The sequence below is a fragment of the Herbaspirillum sp. Sphag64 genome (genome assembly GCF_014192645.1).
Lineage (GTDB): Bacteria > Pseudomonadota > Gammaproteobacteria > Burkholderiales > Burkholderiaceae_D > Herbaspirillum.
Window position 1 is genome coordinate 66,822 of the sequence record NZ_JACHYE010000010.1, and the last position, 26,909, is coordinate 93,730.

At 55.4% G+C, this 26,909-nt stretch carries 27 protein-coding genes; 10 read left to right on the forward strand and 17 right to left on the reverse strand.

From position 1 onward, the window contains the following. Positions 1-101: 101 nt before the first annotated feature. From FHW66_RS15520 to FHW66_RS15530, 3 genes are all read right to left on the reverse strand, one after another. The gene (locus FHW66_RS15520; RefSeq protein ID WP_183380725.1) at positions 102-860 is read right to left on the reverse strand and encodes an alpha/beta fold hydrolase; all 759 of its coding nucleotides are present in this window, start codon (positions 858-860) and stop codon (positions 102-104) included. Positions 861-923: 63 nt separating this feature from the next. Then, complete coding sequence (locus FHW66_RS15525) at positions 924-2,327, reverse strand: NAD-dependent succinate-semialdehyde dehydrogenase (RefSeq protein WP_183380726.1); 1,404 nt, start codon at positions 2,325-2,327, stop codon at positions 924-926. A gap of 93 nt (positions 2,328-2,420) precedes the next feature. Further along, entirely contained in the window at positions 2,421-3,233 is an 813-nt protein-coding gene (locus tag FHW66_RS15530) for a helix-turn-helix transcriptional regulator (protein WP_183380727.1), read from the reverse strand. Between the two features lie 399 nt (positions 3,234-3,632). On the opposite strand from FHW66_RS15530, the gene FHW66_RS15535 reads away from it, so the two are divergent. Together FHW66_RS15535 and FHW66_RS15540 are read left to right on the forward strand one after the other, a co-directional pair. After that, complete coding sequence (locus tag FHW66_RS15535; protein ID WP_183380728.1) at positions 3,633-4,307, forward strand: type 1 glutamine amidotransferase domain-containing protein; 675 nt, start codon at positions 3,633-3,635, stop codon at positions 4,305-4,307. Between the two features lie 2 nt (positions 4,308-4,309). Beyond that, positions 4,310-4,612 (forward strand): putative quinol monooxygenase, encoded by a 303-nt coding sequence (locus FHW66_RS15540; RefSeq protein ID WP_183380729.1) that lies wholly within the window; start codon positions 4,310-4,312, stop codon positions 4,610-4,612. Between the two features lie 144 nt (positions 4,613-4,756). Here the strand turns inward: FHW66_RS15540 and FHW66_RS15545 are convergent, their stop codons facing one another. Then, complete coding sequence (locus tag FHW66_RS15545) at positions 4,757-5,284, reverse strand: TetR/AcrR family transcriptional regulator (protein ID WP_183380730.1); 528 nt, start codon at positions 5,282-5,284, stop codon at positions 4,757-4,759. Positions 5,285-5,410: 126 nt separating this feature from the next. Here FHW66_RS15545 and FHW66_RS15550 point away from each other — a divergent pair, with 126 nt between their 5' ends. The 3 genes from FHW66_RS15550 to FHW66_RS15560 all read left to right on the forward strand — a co-directional run bounded on the left by FHW66_RS15550 (position 5,411) and on the right by FHW66_RS15560 (position 7,392). Further along, entirely contained in the window at positions 5,411-6,259 is an 849-nt protein-coding gene (locus FHW66_RS15550) for an inositol monophosphatase family protein (protein ID WP_221197022.1), read from the forward strand. 40 nt (positions 6,260-6,299) lie between these two features. Next, positions 6,300-6,962 carry an SDR family oxidoreductase gene (locus tag FHW66_RS15555; protein WP_183380731.1) on the forward strand — a complete coding sequence of 221 codons (663 nt, stop codon included), beginning with the start codon at positions 6,300-6,302 and terminating at the stop codon, positions 6,960-6,962. Positions 6,963-7,032: 70 nt separating this feature from the next. Beyond that, positions 7,033-7,392 (forward strand): hypothetical protein, encoded by a 360-nt coding sequence (locus FHW66_RS15560; RefSeq protein WP_370543477.1) that lies wholly within the window; start codon positions 7,033-7,035, stop codon positions 7,390-7,392. A 323-nt stretch (positions 7,393-7,715) separates the two neighbouring features. On the opposite strand, the gene FHW66_RS15565 is transcribed toward FHW66_RS15560, so the two are convergent. Beyond that, a complete protein-coding gene (locus FHW66_RS15565) occupies positions 7,716-8,096 on the reverse strand; it encodes a hypothetical protein (RefSeq protein WP_183380732.1) in 381 nt (126 codons plus the stop codon). 738 nt (positions 8,097-8,834) lie between these two features. Here FHW66_RS15565 and FHW66_RS15570 point away from each other — a divergent pair. The 3 genes from FHW66_RS15570 to FHW66_RS15580 are packed head-to-tail and all read left to right on the forward strand — an operon-like array spanning position 8,835 to position 11,437. Further along, positions 8,835-9,512 carry an N-acetyltransferase gene (locus FHW66_RS15570; protein ID WP_183380733.1) on the forward strand — a complete coding sequence of 226 codons (678 nt, stop codon included), beginning with the start codon at positions 8,835-8,837 and terminating at the stop codon, positions 9,510-9,512. 4 nt (positions 9,513-9,516) lie between these two features. Continuing rightward, the gene (locus tag FHW66_RS15575) at positions 9,517-10,377 is read left to right on the forward strand and encodes an ImmA/IrrE family metallo-endopeptidase (protein ID WP_183380734.1); all 861 of its coding nucleotides are present in this window, start codon (positions 9,517-9,519) and stop codon (positions 10,375-10,377) included. Next, a complete protein-coding gene (locus FHW66_RS15580) occupies positions 10,361-11,437 on the forward strand; it encodes a hypothetical protein (RefSeq protein ID WP_183380735.1) in 1,077 nt (358 codons plus the stop codon). Before FHW66_RS15575 ends, FHW66_RS15580 begins: the two co-directional genes overlap by 17 nt. Here the strand turns inward: FHW66_RS15580 and FHW66_RS15585 are convergent. Together FHW66_RS15585 and glmS are read right to left on the reverse strand one after the other, a co-directional pair. After that, the gene (locus FHW66_RS15585) at positions 11,364-11,996 is read right to left on the reverse strand and encodes a sce7726 family protein (RefSeq protein ID WP_183380736.1); all 633 of its coding nucleotides are present in this window, start codon (positions 11,994-11,996) and stop codon (positions 11,364-11,366) included. The genes FHW66_RS15580 and FHW66_RS15585 overlap by 74 nt on opposite strands. Before the next feature lie 230 nt (positions 11,997-12,226). Next, complete coding sequence (gene glmS, locus FHW66_RS15590) at positions 12,227-14,044, reverse strand: glutamine--fructose-6-phosphate transaminase (isomerizing) (protein WP_183380737.1); 1,818 nt, start codon at positions 14,042-14,044, stop codon at positions 12,227-12,229. A 177-nt stretch (positions 14,045-14,221) separates the two neighbouring features. On the opposite strand from glmS, the gene FHW66_RS15595 reads away from it, so the two are divergent. Further along, a complete protein-coding gene (locus FHW66_RS15595; protein ID WP_183380738.1) occupies positions 14,222-14,689 on the forward strand; it encodes an Lrp/AsnC family transcriptional regulator in 468 nt (155 codons plus the stop codon). 51 nt (positions 14,690-14,740) lie between these two features. Here FHW66_RS15595 and glmU read toward each other — a convergent pair whose 3' ends face one another. Beyond that, positions 14,741-16,099 carry a bifunctional UDP-N-acetylglucosamine diphosphorylase/glucosamine-1-phosphate N-acetyltransferase GlmU gene (gene glmU / locus FHW66_RS15600; protein ID WP_183380739.1) on the reverse strand — a complete coding sequence of 453 codons (1,359 nt, stop codon included), beginning with the start codon at positions 16,097-16,099 and terminating at the stop codon, positions 14,741-14,743. 274 nt (positions 16,100-16,373) lie between these two features. Between glmU and FHW66_RS15605 the strand changes: the two genes are divergently transcribed. Then, positions 16,374-17,420 carry a glycosyltransferase family 4 protein gene (locus FHW66_RS15605; RefSeq protein WP_183380740.1) on the forward strand — a complete coding sequence of 349 codons (1,047 nt, stop codon included), beginning with the start codon at positions 16,374-16,376 and terminating at the stop codon, positions 17,418-17,420. A 74-nt stretch (positions 17,421-17,494) separates the two neighbouring features. Here the strand turns inward: FHW66_RS15605 and FHW66_RS15610 are convergent, their stop codons facing one another. The 9 genes from FHW66_RS15610 to rfbG are packed head-to-tail and all read right to left on the reverse strand — an operon-like array spanning position 17,495 to position 26,869. Then, positions 17,495-18,532 carry a hypothetical protein gene (locus tag FHW66_RS15610; RefSeq protein WP_183380741.1) on the reverse strand — a complete coding sequence of 346 codons (1,038 nt, stop codon included), beginning with the start codon at positions 18,530-18,532 and terminating at the stop codon, positions 17,495-17,497. Positions 18,533-18,559: 27 nt separating this feature from the next. Next, positions 18,560-20,266 carry a glycosyltransferase family A protein gene (locus tag FHW66_RS15615; RefSeq protein WP_183380742.1) on the reverse strand — a complete coding sequence of 569 codons (1,707 nt, stop codon included), beginning with the start codon at positions 20,264-20,266 and terminating at the stop codon, positions 18,560-18,562. Positions 20,267-20,311: 45 nt separating this feature from the next. Next, positions 20,312-21,178 carry a hypothetical protein gene (locus FHW66_RS15620; RefSeq protein WP_183380743.1) on the reverse strand — a complete coding sequence of 289 codons (867 nt, stop codon included), beginning with the start codon at positions 21,176-21,178 and terminating at the stop codon, positions 20,312-20,314. Beyond that, complete coding sequence (rfbD, locus tag FHW66_RS15625) at positions 21,175-22,134, reverse strand: dTDP-4-dehydrorhamnose reductase (protein WP_183380744.1); 960 nt, start codon at positions 22,132-22,134, stop codon at positions 21,175-21,177. Before rfbD ends, FHW66_RS15620 begins: the two co-directional genes overlap by 4 nt. Continuing rightward, positions 22,131-22,676 (reverse strand): dTDP-4-dehydrorhamnose 3,5-epimerase, encoded by a 546-nt coding sequence (rfbC, locus tag FHW66_RS15630; protein WP_183380745.1) that lies wholly within the window; start codon positions 22,674-22,676, stop codon positions 22,131-22,133. The genes rfbD and rfbC overlap by 4 nt, the downstream gene beginning before the upstream one ends. Positions 22,677-22,710: 34 nt before the next feature. Beyond that, on the reverse strand, positions 22,711-23,634 hold the full coding sequence (gene rfbA / locus FHW66_RS15635) for a glucose-1-phosphate thymidylyltransferase RfbA (RefSeq protein ID WP_183380746.1): 924 nt from the start codon (positions 23,632-23,634) through the stop codon (positions 22,711-22,713). After that, positions 23,631-24,698, reverse strand: coding sequence for a dTDP-glucose 4,6-dehydratase (gene rfbB, locus FHW66_RS15640; protein WP_183380747.1), 1,068 nt, complete (start codon positions 24,696-24,698; stop codon positions 23,631-23,633). Before rfbB ends, rfbA begins: the two co-directional genes overlap by 4 nt. A 40-nt stretch (positions 24,699-24,738) precedes the next feature. Then, on the reverse strand, positions 24,739-25,749 hold the full coding sequence (gene galE / locus FHW66_RS15645; RefSeq protein ID WP_183380748.1) for a UDP-glucose 4-epimerase GalE: 1,011 nt from the start codon (positions 25,747-25,749) through the stop codon (positions 24,739-24,741). Positions 25,750-25,786: 37 nt separating this feature from the next. Continuing rightward, positions 25,787-26,869, reverse strand: coding sequence for a CDP-glucose 4,6-dehydratase (gene rfbG / locus FHW66_RS15650; protein WP_183380749.1), 1,083 nt, complete (start codon positions 26,867-26,869; stop codon positions 25,787-25,789). Positions 26,870-26,909 lie beyond the last annotated feature (40 nt).

The following is a 26,909-nucleotide window of genomic DNA, read 5'->3' on the forward strand; positions in this document are numbered from 1 at the left end:
AAATGTAAAAACAAAATCGATAGAACAAGTCAAAACTGGACGCACACATTATTAATCATAGAGGTCCTCTTTGCTTGACTATCGGCGCGAGTGAGGAGGGCTTATCTCGTCTCGGCAGCAGCAGCCTGTTCAATCACTTTTGCAACTTCTTCGGGGTGTGCAATGAACGCTGCGTGGCTACCAGTGATCTCAACCACCTTGCTGCCAGCGCGCGCTGCCATGAAGCGCTGCAACTCGGGATTGACGGTACGGTCTGCTGTGGTAATCACGGCCCAGCTCGGCTTGGTCTTCCAGGCGGCTTGTGTGACGGGCGCACCTGCCGTCTGGACGCTGGGCATCACTTGCGACATGGCCATGAACCCGGCATCGGCTGCGGGTAAATCAGCGGCGAAATCGGCGTGGAACTGGGCGGGATCGACATAGAGGTAGCCGTCAGCGGTCGCTTTGATGGACGCGCTTACCGGCGGCGTTTTTTTGACCAGATTCAGCAGACTTTCTCCGACCTCCGGCGCAAAGGCAGAGACGTAGACCAGGCCTGCAACCTTGGGATTGACACCAGCCTCGGTGATCACCATACCGCCATAGCTATGACCGACCAGAATGCTTTTATCGTCGAAGGCATTGATTGCCCGTGTGGTGACTTTGACGTCCTCAGCGAATGAGGTTTCCGGTTCTTGAACGATGGCGACGTGATAACCGTCGCGCGTCAGAATTTTTGCGACGCCTTGCCAGCCTGAGCCGTCAGCGAAAAAGCCGTGCACCAGAACGATGTTCTTCACCGGTTCGGCCATCGCCGGGTTGTTCAGTGCAGCGACCAGGGTCATTGCCAAAGCGGAAGTGATACGGACGATTGTGTTCATTTTTATACTCCAGAGTAAATTAACGACAGGATGGGATGACGCAATGGTTTTTTTGGAAATCACTCAACCAACAGTCTTGGCCCACACGGCTTGGGCATTGGTAAATTCGCGCAGACCAAAATGCGATAACTCGCGACCGTAGCCACTCTTCTTGACACCACCCACGGGGATGCGCGCGTTGGATGCGGAGAAGCCGTTGATGAAGACACCGCCGGTTTCCAGTCGCCGTGCAATGCGCTGGGCGCGAGCAACATCCGCGGTCCAGAGGCTGCCGCCCAAGCCGTAGTCGCTGGTGTTGGCCAGTTCGATGGCGTGCTCAGCGTCTTCGGCAATCATGAGGGGCGCAACCGGGCCGAAGGTCTCTTCGTCGAAGGCCGCCATACCCGGCTTCACATCCGCCAATACTGTCGGTGCATAAAAGTTACCGGGACCTTCGATTTTGTAACCACCCAGCAGTAACGTGGCACCGGCATCGAGAGTGCGCTGGACCTGATTGTGCAGTTCGTCGCGCAAGTCGTAGCGCGCCATCGGGCCCATGGTGTTCAAAGGGTCCAGCGGGTCGCCCACTTTGAGCTGACTGGCGGCGGCGACAAATTTGCGGGTGAATTCGGCGGCAATAGGCTTCTCAAGGATGAAGCGTTTGGCAGCGAGGCAGACCTGCCCCGCATTCTGAAAACGTGCCTCGGTTGCTGCTTTCACGGCCAGATCGATATTGGCGTCTGCCAGCACGATGAAGGCATCGGCACCGCCCAGTTCGAGCAAACTTTTCTTGAGCGTACGACCAGCCAGTGCAGCCACCGCCGCACCGGCGCGCATGCTACCTGTGAGCGTGACGGCGGCCACACGCGCATCTTCGATGACGCCAGCAACGGTTTCGTTGTCGACATTCAGATTGGCGAACAAACCGTCGGGAAATCCGGCGATTTCAACCATGTGTTGCAGGGCGTATGCCGACCCCATCACGTTGGGAGCATGCTTGAGGATGAAGCCGTTTCCAGAAAACATGATCGGCCCTGCTGCACGCACGACCTGCCACAAAGGGAAATTCCATGGCATGACAGCCAGGATGCTACCGATCGGCAGATAAGACACATACACCTGATCGTTGCCCTCTACCGCAACCGCCTCATCGGCGATGATGGCCGGACCGTTTTCGGCAATCCAGTCAATGGTAGCGGCGCATTTTTCGACTTCTGCGCGGGCGGCGGCAATTGTCTTGCCCATTTCACTGGTGATGATGGATGCCAGCGTGTCGATATTTAGACGCAGGACCTCGGCCAGTCGGCGATAGGTTGCGATACGCTCTGCTATCGGCGTTGCACGCCACATACGGAAGGCGGCAGCGTTGCGTTCGAGCACACTTTCTACCTCTGCATGGGTTTGATAGGCGTAGGTGGCGATCAATTCGCCGGTAGCAGGGTTACGGGAAACTGCGCTGGCAGTGGAACTGATAGGGTGATGCGACATGAATTGCCTCCGTGAGTGAAAGAGCAGTGTTGATGAACTGCTGTGACATCACTGTAGGCAATGACAACGCGCTCAAGAAGGCGTCTTGTTATCCTATGAGTCGCACTCACTGGCAGACGCAGGTGGCGTGGGAATATAAGTCACCAGCGACAGGTCCGGCCGCCCCACCGGTGTCAACGCGACGTAGGTAAAGGCGGTAATTGCCCCCGAAGGCAGTCGCATCCGCTTTGCGCCTTCGTCAAATCCCTTCACATCGGTATCTTGCCACCATGCCCGAAACTCCGGGCTCAATTCATTCAGTTCGGCGATCAGGTGATCGAAGGGCTCCTTATCAACCGCCTGGGCGCGCGCAGCGCGAAATGCCGAGATCATGCCTCGGGTCATCTGTTCCCAATCCAGAATCTGGGTGCGATAAGGACGATAAAGGAAGAGCAGCCGCAGCGTGTTGCGCTCGTGCGCCTGCAAAAGGCCGTAGTCGACGAACAGGTCGGCGATCGGATCGTTCCACGCCAGAATATCTAGGCGCGCGTTACGAACATAGGCCGGCACGGGAATGGTTCGCACCAGCATCTCCAGACCATCGCTGACGCGCCCGCCAGTTGCGGCGGCCGGAGCCTCGCGCGACGACAGCGCAAACAGATGGGTAGATTCGATCTGATCGAGCTTCAGCACTTTTGAAATTCTGCGCAACGCATCGGCCGAAGGCTGGATCTCACGACCTTGCTCCAGCCAGGTGTACCAGCTCACGCTGACACCGGCGAGCACTGCCACTTCTTCACGGCGCAAGCCCGGCGTCCGGCGGGGGCCTTTTGATAGGCCGTATTCATCAGGCTGCAGGCGCGCGCGTCGGCTGCTCAGAAAGGTGCCTAGTTCGCGTCGTTGTTCCGGGGAGGGTCTGCTGGACATGGCGTGCTCTGGGAAGGCGTGGTGGAAACCGATAAAACGCAGATGGCATTGTTAACCGGTAGGTCGAGCGCCAATTCTAAATCATAAAAAGGACGCTCATTAATCGTTCCGAATAAAGCGAGTAAATCTCACATTTCCGGCACTTTTACTTGCACTCTTTCTCTCGTTCTTACTCCTGCATCACATCCCGGACCCCGCTGGCCTGCTCTGGGTAACAAGCCCTCACCATCAAAGTCGATCTCGCCATCAGCTTTATCAAACCGCATGCCAGTGAGTGCGAGTCATAGGATAACAAGACGCCTTCCTGAGCCGCAGTTGACTACCTACAGTGACGTCAGAGCAGCAGAAACACTGCCCTTCCTTTGATTGACACCGTGTATTTTTAACCAGGAGATTGACATGACCGTGAAGCATATTTTGTTTGTATTAACAAACACACCCGAGATTGGCCCTCACAAGCGCGCAACAGGATATTTTTTCTCCGAGGTCGCGCATCCTTATGAAGTGTTTGATCGTGCAGGGTTCGCCATTGAGTACGCTTCCCCTCTGGGCGGCACACCACCCGAAGATGGCTACGATGCAAGAGATCCTGTGCAGTCATCCTTCCGCGAGAGTAAGGCCATCCGCCGTATGGCGCGCAGCCGCAAGCTCTCTGAAGTCGATGTCCTCGACTACGATGCGGTTTTCTTCCCCGGTGGCTTGGGACCGATGATGGACATCGCCGTTGACCCCGAAGTCAAGCGCGTTGTTGCGCGTGCCTGGGATGCAGGTAAGATCGTCGCCGCTGTGTGTCATGGCCCAGCGGCATTTTTAGGTGTGACCTTGGCTGATGGCACCCAATTGATCCGGAATCGCAAGCTGACCTCTTTCTCCAACGAGGAAGAAGCAGGTTACGCCCAGGCCGATGTACCATTCCTGCTGGAAGACGCGCTGCGTGCTGAAGGTGCCGACTATACGGCAACGGAGGTATGGCAAGCCAAGGTCGTCATTGATGGCCGTTTGTTTACCGGTCAAAACCCAGCATCGGCAGGCCCGCTGGCACAAGCAATCGTTACAGCACTTCAAGGAGAATAAGCATGAGTACAAGTACACCAATCACCATCGTCGCCCGTTGGCAGCCACACAAGGAATCGTATGATGAAGTCCGCGCCATCATCAGCCAGTTACGTCCAAAATCGCTGGCAGAGCCCGGTTGCCTCGGCTACGAAGTGTTCGAAAGCACGGATGCGTCAGGCACGATTCTCTTGCTAGAGCATTACCGCGACGCAGAGGCGTTGGAGGCACACAAGCAGTCTGAGCATTACCAAACGTTCGTGGTGGGACAAGCCCTGGCCCTGCTGGCTGACCGCAAGGTTGAGGTCTTGCAGGCACGCACGTGATAACGACGGTCGACGTCGTTCGTTGTAAAAAGCCGGCATCGATGTGAACGCGGGTTTTTTGTTGTCCTTCCGATCCGCTTTCATCGCAGCGACCATTATTGGTGATTGATTTACTGCGATGAGAGCGCACCGAAAATAATACGCTCACTTCCAAGTCAGATAACCAAACACGGCGCGCTGTACCCGCTGCCGCAGCGTACCGATCTCCCAATCGTCACGGGCACCCGCCGCATCGACCATGCCCCGAATAATGGCCAAAAGGTCCGCCGCCACTTCCGGAAACTGGACGCCCTGGGGCATATCCGGCTGTGCCAGTATCGTCAACATCATCGTGTGCAGGCTTGCCGCATAACCGCGCAAATCCGCTTCAACCGGTAAGCGTTGTTCCTCCGCATCGAGGATTTTCGCCAGAGCAGGGCGGGTGAGTTGTTGTGCGATGGCGATATCAATCAACTGCTCCAACGCAACCCGTCCTCCTTCTTCGAGACGGATTGCCTCCAGCTTCTCCATGAGCGTCGTGACCTGCTCAATGATCAACGCTTTGGTAATGGCGTCACGCGAGGGAAAGTATTGATACAGCGAGCCAATACTGACACCAGCCTTTGCTGCCACCGAGTTGGTGGAACACGCGGTCAGGCCATCTGTTTCCAGAATGTGAGCGGCAGCTTGCAAGATAGCCTCAACCGTTGCCACAGCGCGGGCTTGTAAGGGCTTTTTACGAGGTGCAAGGGCGAGGTTGGCTTTGCGTTGCATAGCAGGGAATAAAACGAGTATCAAAACTGAGTGATGACTCATATTATGAGTGCGTTACCAGCAAAGCACAAGTTCTACGCCATGACGACTCCCAACACCCTCTCTGACGATGCAGTGCTGCTACAGCAGACCGCGCAGGTCATCCACCGCACCGGCAACATGCTGCTTGAACGCTTTAACCCCAAAGCGCGCCCGACAGACTTGCCAACGCTACTTGCCGCCATTGATGCCAATGACCAGGCGGTCACCGCGTATTTGCGCCAGCAGCTACAAGAGATTCGTCCGCAAGCCGGCTGGATCGAAGACGAAAAAGCCAACGGCCCGCTGCCACCGGGTGAATGGTGGGTGGTTGATCCGGTTGAAGGGAATATCAACCACATCCACGGCATGTACGGCTGGAGCGTCACGGCCACACTGGTGCGCGACAACCGCATCGTGCTCACCGTCGTCGACGAGCCGCTGGCCGCGCGCGTCTATACCGCGCTGCATGGCGGTGGCGCCTGCCTCAATGGCGAGAAACTGCAAGTCTCCTCCAAGCAAGATCTCCGTGCCGCACTGGTCAGCACCGGACAGGCAACACCGGGAGAGGACGCCGGCACCTTGGAACGCCTAGGCAGCTCGATCACCGCCATGCTCAAGACCACCTTGCTGGTGAAAGCCGCCGTACCTGCCACGATGCAGTTAATTGATGTAGCAGCAGGGCGGATTGACGCCTTCTGGCAACCCGGCAACGTGCTCTCTGGGCAGGTCGCAGGTGCGCTTCTGGTAAGGGAAGCAGGAGGTATCGTTACCGATTGGGACGGTGCCAACTGGGAATTGAACAGCCCCCATTTCTTAGCCACGACTCCCGGAGTACAGACAGCCATCGTGCAGGTCTTACGTCAGCTTGCCTGATCGTCTGCCAGCAATCATTCACCTCAAACAGAGAACCCAAATGGAAACATTCGCAGTCATTGGCGCCAGCAGTGGAACCGGACGAGAGATCGTCCGCCTGCTCGCCAGTCGTGGACAACAGGTACGCGCCATCGCCAGACGTCCCGTAGAAGCCAGTCAATTTGTCGCGCCCTACAGCGCAGACGTCACCGATGCAAAGGCAATCGCCAAGGCACTGGATGGTGAGTTCACCGCGATCTTCTTCACGGTCGATATTCACAAACGGTTTGCCTCCAAAGAGGAAGTCCGGTCGCTCATGTTCGACGGTTTCATGCATACAATTCGTGCCGCCAAGCGGCAACGCGTGCCGCCGCGCATTGTGCTGCTGTCGGTGATCGGGCCAGACAAACCATCATGGGTCTGGCACCTTCTCAACCTGTTCAAGCGGGGGATGAAACAGAATGTTGTGGATCGCGAAGCCGCACTGTTGCAAAGTGGCCTGCCTTACGTCATTGCCCGTGCAGCAAGACTGGTCGACCCGGCTGACCCAATGCGCGCAACCGCAATCACACCAGCAACCCACAGTCTCGATATGAAGCGCACCATCGCGCGAAGCGATTTAGCCCTCGCGCTGGTGAATGCCGCGCAGGCAGCGCCGGCGTGCAGTACCTGGGATATGTTTTATGACGATGTGGCGACGCTACCTGACTGGGCCACAACATAGAGACCATCAAGGATGGAGAGGTGTCGCTGGCAGTTGGGTTGCCTCTGGGTTGATGCGCACCCAGGCGCGCATGTTGAAAAGCCCATTCTTCCTGGCAAACGTTGCGCTCTCGGTGTTGGTATTTACCGCCATGTTTGCGGGCTATACCTATCTGGCAGAAATGCTCGAAAAGGCTGCCGGCATCGCGCCCGCCCAAGGAGGCTGGTGGCTGATGGGTTTTGGCGCAGTAGGCTTGGTCGGCAATTGGCTCGGTGGGTTATGGGTAGATCAAAAGCCGCTCGCGACTACGGCGTTTTTCTGTGTTCTACTTGCGCTGGGCATGGCTATCTCGTCCTGGGGGCCCGGTCACGTAGGCTATCTTTCCGCAGCTATCGCACTACTTGCTGTTGTCGCGGCACTATTGATCGCCAAGCTATCTCCAGCCAACTAATTGATATACCCCCGACCGTGGGAGCATGCTCGCCATGGAATGGAAGATGACCTACACCTTAAGTCAGTTTTAGCCGGATTTCAGATAAAGTAAAGATATCCGAATAACAGATAAATTAAAAATATCTGTATGCCAGATATTTTCGAAACGGCTGAATAGCAGATAAACCCGCCTTAGCAAGAGAAGTGACACTACACAGAAGCGCCCTCCAATGTATAGTGGTCTACTAAACCCCGCCCCGCATGTCTCCCCAACTGATTTCACCGTCCAACGTATCGGCGCAGTGACATCAGCAGCCCTTCATGCGCGCGTCAGGTAACGGGTTACACCGCAGCGTCCATCGCTTCCATGTCGTTCAGGCACTCCACCTGCCGCCGCGCCTCATCGCGCAACAAACCAGCAGAGGCAATCGACATGCGCATCAACTGATCGGCCAGCACAATGCCAATTGCTGGTGCTGCCTTGTGAGCAGGCTCAGCGTCTTCATTGGCTTCGCGTTCGAGTTTGCTGGTATAGATCAATTGCAGGCAAGCCTGAATGCCGGTGGAGATATCGAGCGTGGTCTCCAGCAAGTTGCCATACAGGCTGCCTTGCTGGATGCCTTCTATCCAGTGAAAGTCTTGGTGGGTAGGATCGGGATGGTGTTGATTTTGTTGTTGTTCATCGTCGTGCGCGGTGCTGGCATTACTGTCAATGTGGGTCATGAAGCCTCCGTAGATGCAGGACAAAACCCGACAACGCCTCAAGGGTGAGGGTGGCGGGCACAAGACAGGGTTGACGAACCGGACATACGATCAGAACCGGCATACCCGAAGGTATCCCTGCCCAGGCCCGCCGTAGAGACGTGCAAAGACAGGGCGAAAAAAACGCGTCGACAAAGGACGCGGCATTTCGCCGATCGTATGTAATAGGTCGTCAAACCTGACTCCCTTTTTGTTGGGAGCGCGTCAAGAATACCGGGGGGTAAAACGGGGGTCAATGGTTATTGTCTGATTGTTATCAGGAGAAGTAGCAGTACCTTCGGTGAGCTAGCAATGTGTTCGTACGATCAACTTAATCCATTGATAGTGATTTAAGTATTAATTTTCTATTGAGAACAACTTCCTAGTCCGAGGGCTATTGTTTCGTTGCGATAATAAAGTTTGAAAAATATTATTTAATTAAATGCCCTGTCATTAAATCGGCTTTTACTCCTCTCAGCGAATTTGGAGCTACTAAATCTCATCATCTGTGTGGCCGAACGAGTGCGGCCATATCATAGAGTTTGAAAATTGTGTCAGCGAAGGCTTGAAGTTTCGCAAGATCAGTTATTCGGTGATAATTCGCGTATTTTCCCGATGAGCAAGCATGTTATGCTCTCGGCGATTACGGGATTTAACCAGAAGTCACCTGCCAAGATTTTTCTTTGCACTAGCGTCCTACAGCCAGACCGAGGAGAAGATTTGAACTTCACGATGGAAGACATTCGCAGGGCGTTAGACACGGTTTCGCTCGCTAACATTGCTGCCGGGAAAATCTCCTCCGGTAAGTTAGTCGGCAAAGCCGGAGAAGTCGACTATGCGATCTACGCCGGATGGGATTTATTGTTTGCGAACCTGTGTGACCGCTCTTGGGGGGCCTTTAATGTCACACTTTTGCGCTATATCCAATCACTGGAAGCTCAAGGTGTCGACGTTGATCCAATCTTGGAGGTGGCACAGTTAGAAGACTATCACTGGCGCTGGCTAGATAAGAGCTTGCACTACAAAGGCAACTGCTATCAGTGGTTCTTCCTTCTCGCGGAAGGCTACCCTCAGGCGGCATGCCTCATCTATCACCCGAAAGCGAGTGTAGTTGGAGCTGGCGATATTTTCTATATTGAATACATTGCGGCTGCACCATGGAATCGGGAGAATGTATTCGCAGATCGTATTTTCAAAGGTGTAGGGCCAAAGTTGTTGGACTGCGTCGTTAGCTATGCACAGGAGGATCTTCAACTTCAGCCAGGATTCTCGTTGCACTCTCTTCCCAAAGCTGAACAATTCTATGAACGTATTGGGATGAAAGCTTTTCAAGCATACGATAAACCAGGTCTGAAATTCTTTGAGTGGGTAGCTCCCGAATCAATGGTGAAAGGATAATTGTATGAAAATCCTGAACACGCTTGAAGAAGATTTTCCTTGCCCTCCGTCTACAGCGGTCGAACCGAGGAAGTTTTATGAGGCATTCCTTAAAGCTGACGCGATCCTTGCCGCTGCGCCAAAAAAATATCGCGAGACAGTCGAAACTCGCCTACCGGAGTTGATGAGCTTTATCTATCACGGCGGCGATGCTGCGGCAGCGCTCTTCCGAAAACGGGATGACGCATCAGAGGTGCTGATCAATCTATGGCTGTCCTCCGTGAGGCGAGCAGCGGGATGGTATGTCGCAGCTAACTCACTTCCTTCGTTCAAGGGCTTAGATAAGTCAATCTACACCGACATACCCAAGAAATTCAAGGATGCAGCAAGACTTCCCGATATAGGACCTTATTTGGCAGATTATGGCATCGTTATAATTTGGGAGGAGTCAATTCCCTCAATGAAGCTTGATGGCGCTGTATTCTCGCTCCCTTCTGGACACATAGTTGTTGCACTCAGTTTGAGGTATGCGCGATTAGATCATTTCTGGTTTACCTTGATGCATGAGCTCGCGCACGTGATATTACATGCCGATCAATTAGATAACCCAATTCTTGATGACTTCGATGTTGAGACCGATAGTCTTGTGGAAAAACAAGCTGACCGCCTTGCTTCGGATAGTCTAATTCCTCGAAATGAATGGCGTAGCTGTCCAGCTCGTTACACCAATTCTGTAAACGATATTATCAATTTTGCGGAACAGTTAGGTATTGCACCCCAAGTCGTGGCCGGGCGTCTGCAGCGAGAGCAAAAGCGGTACGATCTGTTCTCCGAAATCATCAATAAATACAACGTGCGAGATATATTGAATGGCACTGAACTATAACTACACGCCCTTTTTTAAATTCAAAGGTAACGAGGTCGCAGGCCTCTCCATGCTGAATAGTAGGCTGAAGGAAGAGCTCACCCCGTTCTTTGATTTTGCACGCAAAGATGGAATGAGTCGCCTTGATTTTGAAAAATCAGTTGCGGTGTGCGCGAAAAAAGCCAAAAAATATCTCAAAGAATTTTCGTATATATTTATTGATTCATTCGATATTCCAGATTCAATAGCTTACGCAACAACTCCAAACTGTAGAGTTATTATTGAAGAATTTTTTGACTTCGAATACGTTCCTGTTATTGGACTGGACCGCGCGGCCAACCATAATAAAGCTATTTTTGATGCAAAGGCGAAGGGGGAGATAATTTCCGACAAAGTCGCGATACGATTTCAGCCGGAGGAATTCTCGTCGTTCAATCTGATTGAAAGCGAGTTGTTGGACCTCATCAGAAAAGGAACAATTTTTTTTTCAGACTGGATTTTCATATTTGACTGTCGGGTGTGCCTGCAGAGTAATCGACTGAAGCTTGCCAGCGAGATCGCAAATTTTACCCTATCTGCTGATAAAGCCTTTGAGGTCGGGAAGTACATTGTAGTGGGGTCTTCAATACCTGCATCGATTACGGATATCGCCAAGCCAAGTGATGAGTCGCTAGTGCCGAGAGCCGAACTCGAAATTTTTCATACCGCGCAATCTATGGCAGAGGGAATTGTCCTGTCGCTTGGCGATTACACCATCGTCAGCCCACTCTACTCCGATCTTACAATTGCGCCCGAATTGCTACTCAGTGTGACAGCACCCAAGGTTTTTTATACGTACGAACATCAACATTACATCGCTAGAGGAGGTCGAATAAAAACTGGTGGCTATGGTCAATATGATTCAATCTGCGTGGAAATTTCCCAGAAGAGCTTTTATCGAAAGTCTCACTATTCTTGGGGCGATAATTTTATTCAAGAACGCGCAGATGGGAAAGGAAGTAACAATGTCACCCCTTCAACAATCCTGAAGCCAACGATATGTGCTCATATTGAGTATATGTCACGGGATTATCCGAAGTAATAGGGCTCGAACCTCGTGCGGTTAATGCTTTACCCACGACCTCGTTAATTGCGCTTGTCGGTAGGCTAGAAGCGATCAACTCAGCAATTTTTTGCCGGTTCATTTTTTCAAGTGAAAGGCTATTGAAATTAGGAAAGTTTACCAGCTCAGAGCGCCACAAACTTAGCAAAGCGATCTCTGGAAGATACGACGGATTTCGTGTAGCACCTCGAATATGCTTAAAAATCACTGATCCACTTGCCCTTGAGTTAGCAATAATAATGCCCCAATGCTTGGGTACAATCACTTCAGCCCTTTTCAAGTGATTAGTAGTTGTGACAAGTGTGATTAACGGAAAAGCTTGATCATAAAACTGGGATTGACGAACAATCCGATTTATCGAATCCGTTTCCCCTTTGATCTCGTAACAATGCATAGTCTTATAGACTGCGACAACGTCTGCAATTGCATTTCCATTACAAACGTGAACCTCTTCCAAAGTTGCATGAGGCGGCCTCGCTCGTCGTCCTAAATGGACAATGAGTGCTTTTCTTATTTCTTTGTCCGTTAATTTTTGCATGGTGGAAAAGTCCTGCGCGGATACTACTGCATGAATGCACCTCGTGATATTGGCGAGATGGGCTAGTATTTTCTCAGATAAAGCCGCCACTCACCAGTCCGCAATTGAAAAGGCGACGTCTCGTTCTTACAAGTAATTTGCAAGAACGAGATTTGTTTTTCTCAGACTTTGATCGGTTGTCTCAAGCTATATTTGGAAAGAACACTTGTAGTCGTGCTGCCCCATGTTAATCACTCCACCGTAACCGACTTAGCCAAATTCCGCGGCTTATCCACATCCGTCCCCCGTGCCAACGCCGTGTGATACGCCAGCAATTGCAACGGCACCACATGCAGAATCGGTGACAGCACGCCATAGTGCTCCGGCAGGCGAATCACATGTACGCCTTCACTTGATGCAATGCTCGATCCGGCATCGGCAAACACATACAGCTGGCCGCCACGGGCGCGGACTTCTTGCATGTTGGATTTCAGCTTTTCAATCAGCGCATCGTTGGGGGCAACGGTGACGACGGGCATTTCTTCCGTCACCAGGGCCAGTGGGCCGTGCTTGAGTTCGCCGGCGGCATAGGCTTCGGCGTGGATGTAGGTGATTTCCTTGAGTTTGAGTGCGCCTTCTAACGCAATCGGGTAGTGCAGGCCACGGCCGAGGAAGAGGGCGTTCTCTTTGCGGGCGAAAGCTTCGGCCCAGGCGACGATGCTGGGTTCCAGCGCGAGCACGCTTTGCAGTGCGGCTGGCAGGTGGCGCATGGCTTTGAGGTGTTCGCTCTCTTGGGCGTCGGTGAGGCGGCCTCGGCTTTGTGCCAAGGTCAGCGTCAGCAGGAACAGGGCGACCAGTTGGGTCGTGAAGGCTTTGGTGGAGGCGACGCCTACTTCGACCCCGGCGCGGGTGATGTAGGCCAGTGCCGATTCGCGCACCATGGCGCTGGTGCCGACGTTGCAGATGGTGAGCGTGTGTTGCATGCCTTGTGCGCGGGCATGCTTGAGGGCGGCAAGGGTGTCGGCGGTTTCGCCACTTTGCGAAATGGTGACGACCAGGGTGCGTGGGTTGGGCACGCTGTCGCGGTAGCGGTATTCGCTGGCGATTTCAACATTGGTGGGGATGCCAGCAATCGATTCCAGCCAGTAGCGGGCGGTGAGGCCGGAGTAGTAGCTGGTGCCGCAGGCGAGAATGAGGATGGAGTCAACCTGCTTGAAGATGCCGTGGGCCTGGTCGCCAAAGAGCTCGGGCATGATGTTCTCGATGCCTTCGAGGGTGTCGGCGATGGCGCGTGGTTGCTCGAAGATTTCCTTTTGCATGAAGTGCTGGTAGGGGCCGAGCTCAATCGCACCACTGTAGGCGTTGACGGTTTTGACGTCGCGTTGCACTGGCTTGCCGTTGAAATCGACGATCCAGTAGCGTTGCAGTTGCAGGTCGACGACGTCGCCTTCTTCGAGGTAGATGATCTGGTTGGTGGTACCGGCTAAGGCCATGGCGTCGGAGGCGACGAAGTTCTGGCCTTCGCCCACGCCGAGGATCAGCGGTGAGCCTTGGCGGGCGGCGACGACGCGATGTGGTTCGTCCACGCAGAAGACGGCAATCGCGTAGGCGCCGGTGAGACGGCGCACGGCTTGCTGTACGGTCTCGAACAGGTCGCCGGTGTACATGTGGTCGACCAGGTGGGCAATGACTTCGGTGTCGGTCTGGCTTTCAAAGACATAGCCTGCGGCTTGCAGCTCGCGGCGCAGTTCTTCGTAGTTTTCAATAATGCCGTTGTGGACCAGGGCAATGCGGTCACGCGAGAAGTGCGGGTGGGCGTTGTGAGTGGCGGGTGCACCGTGGGTTGCCCAGCGCGTGTGGGCAATGCCGGTGAAGCCGGCGAGGTGTCCTTCGGCGACCTGCTTTTGCAGTTCAGCCACGCGGGAGGTGCTGCGCGAGCGTTGCAGTTTGCCGTCCATGTGGACTGCGACGCCGCAGGAGTCGTAGCCGCGATATTCGAGCCGCTTGAGGCCTTCGAGCAGGATGGGAGTGACATCTTGTTGCGCAACCGCGCCGACGATACCGCACATGGCAAACCTTTCAATGAAGAGTCAATGGCGTCATCTTAGGTGAGTGCTGGTGAAATAAGATTGCTATATTGATAGATAAGTGAAATAAAATTCCGTCATCTATGGTGTGTGAAATATTATTTCATTTAGTTGTGATTATTTTTTATTTATTTTGTTTATTGATGATTGGGGGCAGTGATGGAAGATGTTGCGCTAGATGAGCTGGACCGGCGCATCCTGAATGCGTTGCAAGAGGATGCCGGGCAGACCAATCATCAGTTGGCGGAGCGGGTGCATGCGTCGGCACCGACTTGCTTGCGGCGGGTACGGCGGCTGGTGGAGGCGGGCATTATCGTGCGGCAGGTGGCCTTGCTGGATGCGGAGAAGCTGGGGCCAGCATTGACGGCGATTGTGGAAATTACGCTCGATCAGCAGGGCGATGAGCGGCAGGTGGCGTTTGAGCAGCTCGTCGCGGATGAGCCTGCAGTGCAGCAGTGCTATCGGGTGTCGCCGGGGCCGGACTTTGTGTTGATGGTGCAGGTGGCGGATATGCCGGCTTACCATGCGCTGGCGCATCGCTTGTTTGCGGGGCACAAGAATGTGCGGAACGTGCGTAGTTATTTCAGCATCCATCGCAGCAAGTTCGACACCCGGGTGGCGGTGTGATGCTTGCTGTGATGGCGTGCATTCCTTGGAATGCGGCGGTGGATCGAGGGCTTATTTCTTGATCTTGACCGGGCGTTGCCAGCCTGCCAGCGACAGTTGCTTGCTGCGTGACAGGGTGAGCTGATCGGCGGGGGCGTTTTTGGTGAGGGTGGTGCCGGCACCGATGGTGGCGCCTTTGCCGACGGTGATCGGGGCGATTAACTGCACGTCGCTGCCGACGAAGACGTCGTCTTCGATCACGGTTTCCGACTTGTTGACGCCGTCGTAGTTGCAGGTGATGACACCCGCGCCGATGTTGCAGCCGGCGCCAATGCGGGCATCGCCAATGTAGGCCAGATGGTTGGCTTTGCTGCGGGCGGCGATGGTGGATTTTTTGACTTCGACGAAGTTGCCGATGTGGACGTCTTCGCCCAGCTCGGCACCGGGTCGCAGCCGTGCGTAGGGGCCGATGAGGGAACCGGCACCGACGACCGCGCCGTCGATATGGCTGAAGGGTTTGATCTGTACGCCTTTGCCGATATGGGCATCGCGGATAACGCAGTGGGCACCGATGACGGCACCGTCTTCGATGGTGACGTTGCCTTCAAAGACGCAATTGACGTCGATGCTGACATCTCTGCCGCAGTCGAGCTTGCCGCGCACATCCAGACGCGCCGGGTCGAGCAGGGTCACGCCCTGTTCCAGCAAGGCGTTGGCAATGCGGCGTTGGTAGAGGCGTTCCAGCTCGGCCAGTTGGGCCTTGCTGTTGACGCCGACGGTTTCAGCAAAATCATCGGGCTGGGCGGAGACGACTTCAACGCCATCGGCCACGGCGGCGGCCACGATATCGGTGAGGTAATACTCGCCTTGGGCGTTGTCGTTGGAGAGCGCCGCCAGCCATTGGCGCAGCTTGGCGGTAGGGGCGACGAGGATACCGGTGTTGATTTCCTGAATGGTGAGTTCGGCGGGGCTGGCATCCTTTTGCTCGACGATGCGTACCAGTCGGCCTTGCTCGCGCACGATGCGGCCGTAGCCGGTGGGGTCGTCGAGGTTGACGGTCAGTACGCCCAGCTTGTCATTGCCGGCGCAGGCCAGCAGCCGCGTCAGTGTGGTGCTGGAGGTGAGCGGGACGTCGCCGTAGAGGACGAGCGTTGGTACCTTATCGTCGAGCTGTGGCAGGGCTTGCGCTACCGCATGGCCGGTGCCGAGTTGCGGTTGTTGCAGGGCAAAGCTCAGGTCGCTGGCGGTAAAGCTGGACGGTACAGCATCGCCGCCATGGCCGTAGACCACGCACAGTTGCGTTGGCTGCAGGCTGCGGGCGGTGTCGATAACGTGGGCCAGCAGTGGCTTGCCGGCGAGTGGGTGAAGCACTTTGGGCAGTGCGGATTGCATACGTTTGCCCATGCCGGCGGCGAGGATGACAACGTTCATGATCGATGAGGACGGTAATGTTGAGGGCAGTTAATGTGCCGGGGCAGCCAGTAAAATCAGGCTGCAGTGTAGCATGGGCAAGGCTTGGCGAGGGTATCAGGGGGGTGTTGGCCGAGCGGATTTGAGGCTGATTTGTTGGTGTTCTTTTCTCTTTGCTGGCACATTTTTTGATTAAGATAGTGACGCTCCCGGGGTTTGTCATTCGTCCGACAGCTCTGTCATTTCTCGTTATCTCCGGTTATCTCCTGATCAGGACGGCTTTTGAAGGTAGTGCATGAAGATCCTTTTGTTGAATGATGAGTTTTATACCACCGGTGCCAGCACCGCCATGTTGCGCCTGGCTGAGCGCTTGGTGCTGCAACATGAAGTGATTGTGATGCCGCGTATCGATGGTCAAGGGGAGGTGCGCAAGAAGTTTGAGGAACTGGGGATTCCGATCGTGCATAACATTGATGCGGTCGATCTGATTGTGGCCAATACCTTGATGGCGGGTGCGCTGGTGGCCGAGGCGGGGCCGAAGTGTCCGGTGATCTGGTGGATCCATGAGGCGGAGGTCGGGCGCGACCTGATTTTGCGTTTCCCGCAGTTGGCGCCGGGTTTCCGGCAGGCATCGCATATCGTGTTTCAGACGGAATATCAGCGCAAGGTGTATGGCAGTTTTCTGTTTGACAGCCCGGCGACGGTGCATGTGATGCCGTTCTGGAATAACGCCATTTATCAGTACGACAATCTGCTGCCAGCGCCGAAGCAAAAGAAGCGCATTGTCTGTATCGGTACCATTGAGCCGCGCAAGCGGATGGAAGACACCATCATGGCGGTTGATGCCATGCCGGCAGCGTTGCGTAGCGAGATTGAGGTGGTTTTCATTGGCAAGTATCTGCAGTTGGGAGAGGCTGCACGCAAGCTGGTCGATGCCTTCCCGGAGCGCTATCGTTTGCTGGGGGAGCTGGCCAATGAGGAGACGCTGTCTTATCTGGCGTCAGCCGATGCGTTTGTGCTGGCCAGTTATAGCGAATCGCAGCCATTGACGATCTGGGAGGCGTTTGAGCTGGAAGTGCCGGTGTGCCTGTCGGATCTGGAGACCTATGCGCATATCGGCTTTCGCCATGCACGTAATGTGATGATGCATCCGGTGGGCAATATCGAGATGTTGTCGACCAATCTGCAATTGCTGCTGACCAGTGAGAGCTTGCGTGGCGCAGTCACCAAGGCGGGCAAGAGTCTGTTGTTGCGTAATCTGACCAACGACTGGACGGATGCCTTTGACCGGTTGGTTTATCGGGTTGCTGCTGAGGCTGAAATCAAGCGACTTGGTTATTGAGTTTGATGATGTTGTTGTTAGTAGTAGTGATGATGAGACGCGGCAGATTTTCACTGCCGCGTTTTTTATTTCTTTTACAAGGTGCCGTTGCGTGCGTTCTGCACCTGACGCTGGAAGAAGCTGACAATATCCTTGACCAGTTCCGGGTTGCGCAGCGTGGCTTGATAAAACAATTGCTGGGCATCGTTGTGCATGTCGCAAATGGCGGCTAGACGTCCCATCTGGAAGATGATGTCGGCGTTTGCGGGTTCTTGCGCAAGGGCTTTATCGAGCGTGGCAAAGGCTTCTTCGTAGCGGGCCGAATTGATGTCGGCAATGGCGCTGTCGAGCAGGGATACGGGCGCCGCCGTGACGGTGCCATTGGCTTCGCGCTGATTGACTTCGGCCTGTAGCTTCGCCAGATCCAGATGATGTTGCTCCAGCTGTGCGGAGGCGGCGCGCTGTTCTGCCGAGGCTTGCAGCCAGAGTGCGCTGAAGGTGCCGAGGTCGCGGATGGAGGCGGCATGCAGGCTTTGACCCGGTACCACGGCGACAATGCTTTGCTGGCTGGTAGTCGGGCCACAATGGGCCGCGCGCATGCTCAGGCTGGCCAGCAGGTGCTGTAGCTCGTCGTCGTTCCAGAGCCTGACCTGATTCGCCTGCGACGGTGGGCCCAGGTCGCCTGCTGCCCGCTGTGGTGTCGTGAGAATGGCAACCTTGGATTGTTGCAGCAGTTGGTGCAGTAACGCCAGCACATGCGTGGGATCAGCCAGTTGCTCGATCAGGTTGACGCTGAGGATCAAGGCGTCGTTGAGGATGACCTCTGGTAAATCGACACTGATGGGGGCATCGGGGTTGATGTCGATCCACAGCAGCTGGGGATAGGTCTGGCGACATTGGGCCAGCTTCTCGCCCGACTCCAGACCGATGATGATCAGTTCAGACTGTAGCGCCAGCAGTTGCTCGGCATCGCCGCAACCGATGGCGATGACATATTGGCATTCATATTGGCGCGCCAGCGTAACCGCCAGCGCATAGGGATCACCGGAACTCTGGCTGTGCAGATCGCTGCTGCGTTGTGCATGGGCGTTGATCTGATAGCTGGCAGGGAGGAAGAAGTTGTTTGCGGTCACGATGCGTCCTGGTTGGAATGGGCGGGTTCAGTTTGCTGCCAGCAGGTCGGTGTAGAACTGCAGGATAGGCCGGATGACCTCCGGTGCCTGCAATGCTGCCTGATAAAAGAGTTCTTGCGCCTGTAGCGGACGTTTGCCGGTTTGCGCCAGATAGGCCAGTTGCAGGAACGTCTGCAGGCTTTGCGATGCGACTTGCAGACTGGCAGGTATGGCATTGCCGGTGCTGCCAGCGGCTTGTTGCGGACCGAGCCTGCCTTGATAGAAACCGATGATGGTTTGCAGGAGTTGTGGTTCCAGCCTGGCAGCTTCTTCGAAGATGTTGATGGCGTCTTCCGGCATGTCCGACAAGACACCAATACGCCCCAACTGATACAGAAACACAGGTTCGGCGGCGAGTGCATCGCCGCTGGAGATGAGTAGTTCGTAGGCGGCTGGCAAGGCGCCGTCGTCAATCAGTGCGGCAGCTTGCGCCAGTAATTGGGCCGGATTCAGGCTGGTATCGCCGGTGTTACTGGTGACGTTGCTGTTGACGAATTGACGTTGTTGCAGTTCGTCGGCAATGGCTTGCCACATGAACGAGAGCCGGTAGTCGCCATTCAGGTCGGCCTTGGCACATTCCACACGGGCAATCGCTGCAACGGCCTCGGGATACTTGGGTGTCGGGCAATTGGTGGCGCTTTTGTCGCGCTGGAAAATCTCCAGCATGGTGCGCAGTTCGTTGAAGGCTTCCTGATAGAGCTCGCGCACAGCCAACCCTTCCGGGATACCAAGATGCTCCGCCAGATGGCGCATGATCCAGCCTTCATCAGTGGGGCGGGAGAAGCTGGTGCGGGTGGCGCTGGCGGCAAGCAGGAAGGCGTTGAATGTTTGCCCCAGTAGCTCGGCGCGCACCGCGACCGGGTCAAAGCGGGTCAGTTGGCTACGGTCCCAGATAAACGCATGCTGGTCTTCTACCATGGCATCGTAATGGTTGTGCCAGCCGATGTCGCGTTCTTGCCGGGTGTATCGCGGCATGCGCTCCTTGAGGATTTTGCGACGACCGTGGGCGCTGTTGCGGATCGGGTAGTGACGCAGCAGGAACGGTACCGGGAAAACGCGCTGATCCGCAAAGGCGGCATTGTGGCCGCCGCTGGAAGTGATGTCGATCTCAGCGCCGGTGTGCTTCCAGGCCCGGATCTGCAGAGCATTGACCCATTCGCCCGGCTCAAAGTACGCGAAGCGCTCACGCAGGTCATCACCGGCACTGAAGCTGTCATCAACCGGGCGGAAGTTGAGTACCTTGAAGTTGACGGCACTGTAGCCTAGTGCGTCGACCAGTCCGAAGGTTTCACGCAGGCTCATGTCGGTCCAGGGGCCTTCGCGTAGCTCGTCGGCATCCGTGTTGATGATCCAGTCTGCACCAAGCTCTTTAGCCAGCTGGACCTTGCGCAGCAGAATTTCGCGCGAGAGGAATTGCTTGTCCAGCTGTTCTGCGGTCGTGTTTGGGGCTTCGGGGGGGAAGCTCTCGATGTGCAACAGGCCGCGATTGAGCCACTGACTGGCAATCTGTACGGTGTTGTCGGTTGAGCGGTTATCCATCAGATAGACTTCGCAACCATTCTCGATCAGATCACCAATCGCCTGTCCGATCACATCTTCTTCATTGAAAGCGGCGATGATGGCAACAACGCGCGGCAGACGGGCGGGCAGTAGCGCACGCAGTCCCGTTAGCATGGAGTGTGGCAAAGAAGTCATGGGTCTGCTGGAGTCGTCAATTTTGTGGGTCATGGCGGCGGGACATCAAAAGAAATGGCGCTGCTGCAACGGGCTTTGCGGGAAGTAGCGTTCGCAGGCATTGAGGATGCGAATACGCAGGGCAAAGAAGTTGTCGAGGTAGCGCTGGTTGCCGGTTTGCTGGTAGGCCATCTTGAGCGCGTTGAGGGTCATCATCTCGTTCCAGTAGGGGCTGTAGGAGGCATCAGACCAAGGCATTTTTTCGATGTCGTAAGGGGCGATGTTGATCGACGGGTCTTGCGACAGGATCAGCGAGGCGATTCGCTCAACGATGAATACCTTCATATTCAGCGGCGACTTCTGGCGGTAGTCGGTGAGTGCATCGATCTCGCGTCCTAGTGGATGCGCAGGGTCTTCGGTGATGGCAAACAGTTGCTCGGTAAGCGCGAACCATTTGTCCCAGAAGGCTGGTGTGGCGACGAAGTAATTGCAGAAAATGGTGGTCTGCAAATCCATCACGAGATGGTGGAAATCTATCTCGGCACCGATCTCGCGCAGGAAGCCATCGACCAGTTGCAGCATGCCGGGGTGGTAGCGGTTACCGTGCTCGATGATGTTCAGGTAGCAGGTGGCGTCCTGGCGGAAGGGCGAAAAGCTGTAGACATCGTAGCCAGGATTGCTGTCGATGAAGTCGCGGACCTTGCCCGAATCAAGCAGTGTCTTGCCATAAAAAACCGGAGAGAAGAAGCCGTACAGCTCGTCTCCATTGAGTGCATTGTTGAGCAGAAATTGGCGGATCGGCCAGTATTCGCGCCAGTCTGGGCGTTCGTTGGCGGTGTTGTCCAGGGGCAGGAAGCCGGGGTCGACCCGGTTTCGGCTCTCTTGGTCGTAATAGATCTGGAAAATATTGGCGATACGGGTTTCGCTACTCATGTCGGCTCCGCTGGCGCGATATCGGTGTCATAGGGTGCAGGCAATTGCTTGCCGGTCAGTTGTTCCATGCATTGTGCCACTGGCGTTTCCCATGTGGGCAGTTGTACGCCGAAGCACTGCTCCAGTTTATCGACACACAGGCGCGAATTGCGTGGACGTTGGGCTGCAGTGGGATAGGCGCTGCTTGGTACGGCGTTGATGGCACCAGGCTGCAGCTTGTGCGGCAGTTGCAGCGCACTTAGCAACTTAACAATGGTTTGTGCATAGTGATGCCATGATGTTTCACCGCGTGCGCTCAGGTGATAGATGCCGCGGGTTGCTGCCATATGGTCGTGTATCGCTGCTGAGCTTGCCTGTTCCTTGTTTTCCAGCAGGTGCAGGAGGACATCGGCAATCGTGGCAGTCGAGGTTGGTGCGCCGATCTGATCGGCAACCACATTCATGCTGTCCCGTTCCTGTGCCAGACGCAGGATGGTTTTGAGGAAGTTGCCACCGTGCGTACCGTAGACCCAGCTGGTACGGAAGATCCAGTGACGTTCGCAATAACGTGCAATCGCCTGTTCGCCGGCCAGCTTGCTCAGGCCATACACGTTCAGCGGATTGGGTTCGGCCTGCTCATCTTTTGGGGTGTTACCGCTGCCGTCAAAGACGTAGTCGGTGGAAAAGTGGATCAGACCGATATTCAGGCGCTGCGCCTGTTGCGCCAGAATCGCGGGTGCGGCGGCGTTGATGGCATAGGCGGCATGGACCTGGGTTTCGGCCAGATCAACGGCGGTGTAGGCGGCAGCGTTGATGATCAGATCGGGCTGTACGGCGTCGATCAAGCTCGTAATGGCAGTGCCGTCTGCCAGGTCCAGCTGCTTGCGAACTGGTGCAATCACTTCACCGTAGACTTGCAGGCGTGTACTCAGCACATGACCGAGCTGACCTGTGGCGCCGGTGAGAAGCAGTTTCATGGGAAGACCTCGGCATCGGCGAGCAGGCTGCCTTGCTGATCCTTCTCGGAGATGATCTTGTCGCCTTCGTATTCCCAGTGGATGCCAATGGCGGGATCGTTCCAGCGGATGCAGCGTTCATGTTCACGCATCCAGTAATCGGTGGTTTTGTAATGTACCTGGGCGGTTTCGCTGATGGTCACGAAGCCGTGTGCGAAGCCCGGTGGTATCCATAGGTGGCGGTGGTTATCTTCGGACAGGCGCACGCTGAACCAGCGACCGAAGGTCGGTGACTGACGGCGGATATCGAGTACGACATCGAGAATCTCACCGCTGCTGACTCGGATCATCTTTCCCTGCGTATGTTGGATCTGATAGTGCAGGCCACGCAGTACGCCACGTGTACTGAGCGAGCAATTGTCTTGAACAAAGACCGGTGTTTCTCCAGTCACTTGTTCAAATGCGCGGGCATTGTAGCTTTCGTAGAAATAGCCGCGAGCGTCGCCATGGACGACAGGTTCCAGTATTAGTAATCCGGGCAAGGAAGTGGGAATGGCGCGCATGGGAATGGGTGCTGTTCAAAAGTGGGCGATTGGATCAGGAAAGTAGCTGTAGCAGATACTGGCCATAGGCGTTTTTGCGTAACGGCTGGGCGAGCTTCTCTAACTGTGCCGCGTCGATATAGCCACGCCGGTAGGCAACTTCTTCAGGGCAGGCTACCTTGAGTCCCTGGCGTTTTTCAATCGTGGCAATGAACTGACTTGCTTCAAGGAGTGAGTCATGGGTGCCGGTATCCAGCCAGGCCATGCCACGTCCCATTAGTTCGACCTGTAATTGATCACGTTGCAGGTAGCTGCGGTTGAGGTCGGTGATTTCCAGTTCGCCTCGGGCAGAAGGGCGCAGCGTGGCGGCGATGTCGCAGGCCTGATGATCGTAGAAATAGAGGCCGGTGACGGCGTAGTTTGACTTGGGCTGCGGGGGCTTTTCGATAATGTCGATGGCACGGTGTTGCGCGTCAAACTCGACCACACCGTAACGCTCCGGGTCGTTGACGTGATAGGCAAAGATAGTGGCGCCTTCGGTGTTGGTGTCAGCGGTGCGTAACTGCTGCTCAAAGTCGTGGCCATAAAAAATATTGTCACCGAGTACCAGTGCCGAAGGGGCACCGTCGATGAAGTTCCGACCAATCAGGAAGGCTTGCGCCAGACCATCCGGTGATGGTTGCACGGCATAGGACAATTGCAGGCCCCATTGTTGACCGTCGCCAAGCAGCTCGGCAAAGCGCGGTGTGTCCTGTGGGGTGGAGATGATCAGGATCTCGCGTATCCCGGCCAGCATCAGGCTGGTCAGTGGGTAGTAGATCATCGGCTTGTCGTAGATCGCCATCAATTGCTTGGAGATGACCTGGGTCGCCGGATAAAGCCGTGTGCCGGAACCACCGGCGAGAATGATGCCGCGGCGCTTGCGACCGTGGCTATCCTGGCTGCCGGTGCTGCCAGTACTAGCGGTGGTTTGCGTCATGGCGCGTCCTGTTTTCCGTAGTGTTGTTCCAGCCAGTGTAGATAGTTTCCTGAACGAATACCGGCAACCCAGTCCGGGTGATCGAGGTACCAGCGGACTGTTTTGGCGATGCCGGTGTCGAAGGTTTCCTGTGGCTTCCAGCCCAGCTCACGTTCGATTTTGCGGGCATCGATGGCGTAGCGGCGGTCGTGCCCGGGACGGTCTTCGATGAAGCGGATCTGATCGCGGTAGCTGCCGGCTGGTTTTGGTTTGAGTTGATCGAGGATGTCGCACAAGGTCTGTACGACGTCGAGGTTGGTCTTTTCGTTCCAGCCACCGATGTTGTAGGTTTCGCCCGGTTTGCCGGTTGCCAGTACCTGACGGATGGCAGCGCAGTGATCACTGACGAAGAGCCAGTCTCTGACTTGCTGACCATCGCCATAGATCGGTAGTGGCTTACCGTCGAGTGCATTGAGAATGACGAGTGGGATCAGCTTTTCCGGGAAGTGATAGGGGCCATAATTGTTGGAGCAATTGGTGGTCAGCGTCGGTAGACCATAGGTGTGGTGGTAGGCTCGTACCAGATGATCTGACGCTGCCTTGGAAGCCGAATAAGGACTATTGGGGGCATATGCCGTGGTTTCGCTGAAGGGCGCATCCTGCGGGCCTAGCGTGCCATAGACTTCGTCGGTAGATACATGCAGGAAACGGAACTGCTGCTGCTCTTCTACGGGCAGTCCAGCGTAGTAGTGCCGTGCATTTTCCAGCAAATTGAAGGTGCCGTTCACATTGGTATGGATGAATTCACCCGGGCTGTGGATGGAACGGTCAACGTGGCTTTCGGCTGCGAAGTGCACAATCGCACGTGGCGTATGACGGGCAAACAGGGCGCTGATGGTCTCTCGGTCGGCGATGTCTGCCTGGACGAAATGGTAGCGTGCGTCGCCATCCAGGCTGCTCAGGTTATAGGGGTTGCCGGCGTAGGTCAGCTTGTCGATATTGAGCACGGGCTCATTTTGCCCGGCCAGAAAATCGAGAATGAAATTGCTGCCGATGAAGCCAGCACCGCCTGTCACAAAGATCATGAGTCAATCGCCTGTAAGTTACTGATGGATTAATAGTGAATTAATGGTGAAAACCGTCGGGGTTGTTACTTTGCCAGCGCCAGCTATCTGCACACATGGTTGCCAGCGAACGCGTCGCTCGCCATTCAAGTAGGGTATTTGCCAATGTTACATCGGCATAGTAGGCAGGAACATCGCCTGCGCGACGTGCGGAAATATTGTAGCGAAGGGGCTTGCCGCAGGCCTGTTCAAATGCGTGGATGACCTCCAGCACGCTATGGCCCTTGCCGGTGCCAAGGTTGATAGCGCGGCATTGCGGTTGTTGCAGGTACGTCAATGCATGCAGATGACCGGCCGCCAGATCGACAACGTGAATAAAGTCCCTGACACACGTACCATCGGGCGTGTCATAGTCGCCGCCCCATACTTGGAGCTCGTCGCGTTTACCGATGGCGACCTGCGTCAGAAATGGCATCAGATTATTGGGAATACCATTTGGGTTTTCACCGATCAGACCACTCTCATGCGCACCTACGGGGTTGAAGTAACGCAGTAGTGCAATATGCCAGTCAGGATGCGCAACATAATAATCGCGCAAGATATCCTCGATCATGATCTTGCTGCGCCCATAAGGGTTACTGGCGCTGAGTGGATGTTGTTCGTCAAAGGGCAGATACTGAGGATTGCCATAGACCGTGGCGGAAGAGCTGAAAATCAGTGTCTTCAGGCCCACTGACTGCATCGCTTGAAGCAGGCGCAGTGTGCCGACCACATTGTTATCAACGTATTCCAGAGGCTTTGCTACCGACTCACCGACTGCCTTCAATCCCGCAAAATGGATAACGGCATCGCAATGATAGTCACGCAGGGTAGCCTCAACCGTGGCGCGGTCGCGCACATCTGCGCGTACCAGCTGCAGGGATTTCCCTGTGATGGTTTGTACGCGTTCCACGGCCGCAGGAACGCTATTGCTGAAATTGTCCAGCACGACAACGTGATGCCCGGCGTTGAGCAATTCCACGCAGGTATGGGTTCCGATATAACCAGCACCGCCGGTGACGAGAATATTCATAGTGCTGCGCTTGCAGTTGTCAGTGAGCGCCGCCGGATCAAGACAGACTCTGATAGAACTCAATCTGGCTTTCGCTCAAGCTGCGCAAGTCTTCGTTGTTGATGTAGCCGGCATACCAGGTGGCAGTTAGTTCCAGCGCTGTATAGAGTTCCATGCGCGGGATCCAGTTCAGTCGCTGGCGGGCCTTGGAAATATCCAGACGGACGAAGGCGGTTTCATCTGGCGGCGTGGTGACGCCGGATTGCAGACTGACTTCGATCGGTTCGACATCGTTCTGATGCAGCGCATGATTGAAGGTGGCACATAACTGGGCAACCGTTTGCAGATCCGTATCGGCCGGACCGAAGTTCCAGGCAGTCGCGTAGGCATGACCGCCTTCAAACAGCTTTTGTGCGACCTGCAGATAGCCCGAGATCGGCTCCAGCACAAACTGCCAAGGGCGGATGGCATGGGGATTGCGGATCTTGATCGGTTCTTCTTTTTCCAGGGCCCGGATAAAGTCGGGGATCAGTCGGTCGCTGGAAAAGTCACCGCCACCGATGACATTGCCTGCCCGCACCGTAGCGACGGCAGCGCAGTTCTCGGGATCCTTGCTAAAGTAAGAGCGACGGTAGGCTGAAGTAACCAGTTCGGCAGCACCTTTGCTGCTGCTGTAAGGGTCGTGCCCACCCATTGGGTCATCTTCCCGGTAGCCCCATAGCCATTCGCGGTTTTCATAGCATTTGTCGCTGGTAACGATCACGGCTGCACGCACGCTAGGCGTCTGTCTTACCGCCTCCAGCACATGGGCAGTTCCCATGATGTTGGTGGAGAAGGTATCGATCGGCGCCAGCAAGGCATCGCGCGCCAGCGGCTGTGCTGCCAGATGGAAGACGATGTCGGGCTGTGCCGCTGCCAGGGACTCGGTCAGATGCTTGAGGTCGCGTACATCACCGGTGGTGGTCTCTACGCTGTTGTTAAGACGTGCCAGATGGAACAGGCTGGGGCTGGTCGGCGCCGGCAGCGAGTAACCCACCACGTCGGCACCCCAACGATGTAGCCATAGTGCCAGCCAGCTGCCGATGAAGCCGGTGTGGCCGGTAATGAAAACGCGTTTGTCACGCCAGAAATGTGCTGCCATCAAACATCCTCATGCACCAGGTTGACTGTGTCGGGCATGT

What these genes read in the sequence shown, in the direction of transcription:
- rfbD (WP_183380744.1), bottom strand. Translation starts at nt 22,134, where the DNA reads ATGAAACTGCTTCTCACCGGCGCCACAGGTCAGCTCGGTCATGTGCTG.
- FHW66_RS15615 (WP_183380742.1), bottom strand. Translation starts at nt 20,266, where the DNA reads ATGACTTCTTTGCCACACTCCATGCTAACGGGACTGCGTGCGCTACTG.
- FHW66_RS15620 (WP_183380743.1), bottom strand. Translation starts at nt 21,178, where the DNA reads ATGAGTAGCGAAACCCGTATCGCCAATATTTTCCAGATCTATTACGAC.
- FHW66_RS15555 (WP_183380731.1), top strand. Translation starts at nt 6,300, where the DNA reads ATGGAAACATTCGCAGTCATTGGCGCCAGCAGTGGAACCGGACGAGAG.
- FHW66_RS15595 (WP_183380738.1), top strand. Translation starts at nt 14,222, where the DNA reads ATGGAAGATGTTGCGCTAGATGAGCTGGACCGGCGCATCCTGAATGCG.
- FHW66_RS15535 (WP_183380728.1), top strand. Translation starts at nt 3,633, where the DNA reads ATGACCGTGAAGCATATTTTGTTTGTATTAACAAACACACCCGAGATT.
- rfbG (WP_183380749.1), bottom strand. Translation starts at nt 26,869, where the DNA reads ATGGCAGCACATTTCTGGCGTGACAAACGCGTTTTCATTACCGGCCAC.
- FHW66_RS15525 (WP_183380726.1), bottom strand. Translation starts at nt 2,327, where the DNA reads ATGTCGCATCACCCTATCAGTTCCACTGCCAGCGCAGTTTCCCGTAAC.
- FHW66_RS15520 (WP_183380725.1), bottom strand. Translation starts at nt 860, where the DNA reads ATGAACACAATCGTCCGTATCACTTCCGCTTTGGCAATGACCCTGGTC.
- glmS (WP_183380737.1), bottom strand. Translation starts at nt 14,044, where the DNA reads ATGTGCGGTATCGTCGGCGCGGTTGCGCAACAAGATGTCACTCCCATC.
- FHW66_RS15565 (WP_183380732.1), bottom strand. Translation starts at nt 8,096, where the DNA reads ATGACCCACATTGACAGTAATGCCAGCACCGCGCACGACGATGAACAA.
- rfbC (WP_183380745.1), bottom strand. Translation starts at nt 22,676, where the DNA reads ATGCGCGCCATTCCCACTTCCTTGCCCGGATTACTAATACTGGAACCT.
- rfbA (WP_183380746.1), bottom strand. Translation starts at nt 23,634, where the DNA reads ATGACGCAAACCACCGCTAGTACTGGCAGCACCGGCAGCCAGGATAGC.
- rfbB (WP_183380747.1), bottom strand. Translation starts at nt 24,698, where the DNA reads ATGATCTTTGTGACAGGCGGTGCTGGCTTCATCGGCAGCAATTTCATT.
- glmU (WP_183380739.1), bottom strand. Translation starts at nt 16,099, where the DNA reads ATGAACGTTGTCATCCTCGCCGCCGGCATGGGCAAACGTATGCAATCC.
- FHW66_RS15580 (WP_183380735.1), top strand. Translation starts at nt 10,361, where the DNA reads ATGGCACTGAACTATAACTACACGCCCTTTTTTAAATTCAAAGGTAAC.
- FHW66_RS15530 (WP_183380727.1), bottom strand. Translation starts at nt 3,233, where the DNA reads ATGTCCAGCAGACCCTCCCCGGAACAACGACGCGAACTAGGCACCTTT.
- FHW66_RS15575 (WP_183380734.1), top strand. Translation starts at nt 9,517, where the DNA reads ATGAAAATCCTGAACACGCTTGAAGAAGATTTTCCTTGCCCTCCGTCT.
- FHW66_RS15585 (WP_183380736.1), bottom strand. Translation starts at nt 11,996, where the DNA reads ATGCAAAAATTAACGGACAAAGAAATAAGAAAAGCACTCATTGTCCAT.
- FHW66_RS15605 (WP_183380740.1), top strand. Translation starts at nt 16,374, where the DNA reads ATGAAGATCCTTTTGTTGAATGATGAGTTTTATACCACCGGTGCCAGC.
- FHW66_RS15550 (WP_221197022.1), top strand. Translation starts at nt 5,411, where the DNA reads ATGAGTGCGTTACCAGCAAAGCACAAGTTCTACGCCATGACGACTCCC.
- FHW66_RS15560 (WP_370543477.1), top strand. Translation starts at nt 7,033, where the DNA reads ATGTTGAAAAGCCCATTCTTCCTGGCAAACGTTGCGCTCTCGGTGTTG.
- FHW66_RS15540 (WP_183380729.1), top strand. Translation starts at nt 4,310, where the DNA reads ATGAGTACAAGTACACCAATCACCATCGTCGCCCGTTGGCAGCCACAC.
- galE (WP_183380748.1), bottom strand. Translation starts at nt 25,749, where the DNA reads ATGAATATTCTCGTCACCGGCGGTGCTGGTTATATCGGAACCCATACC.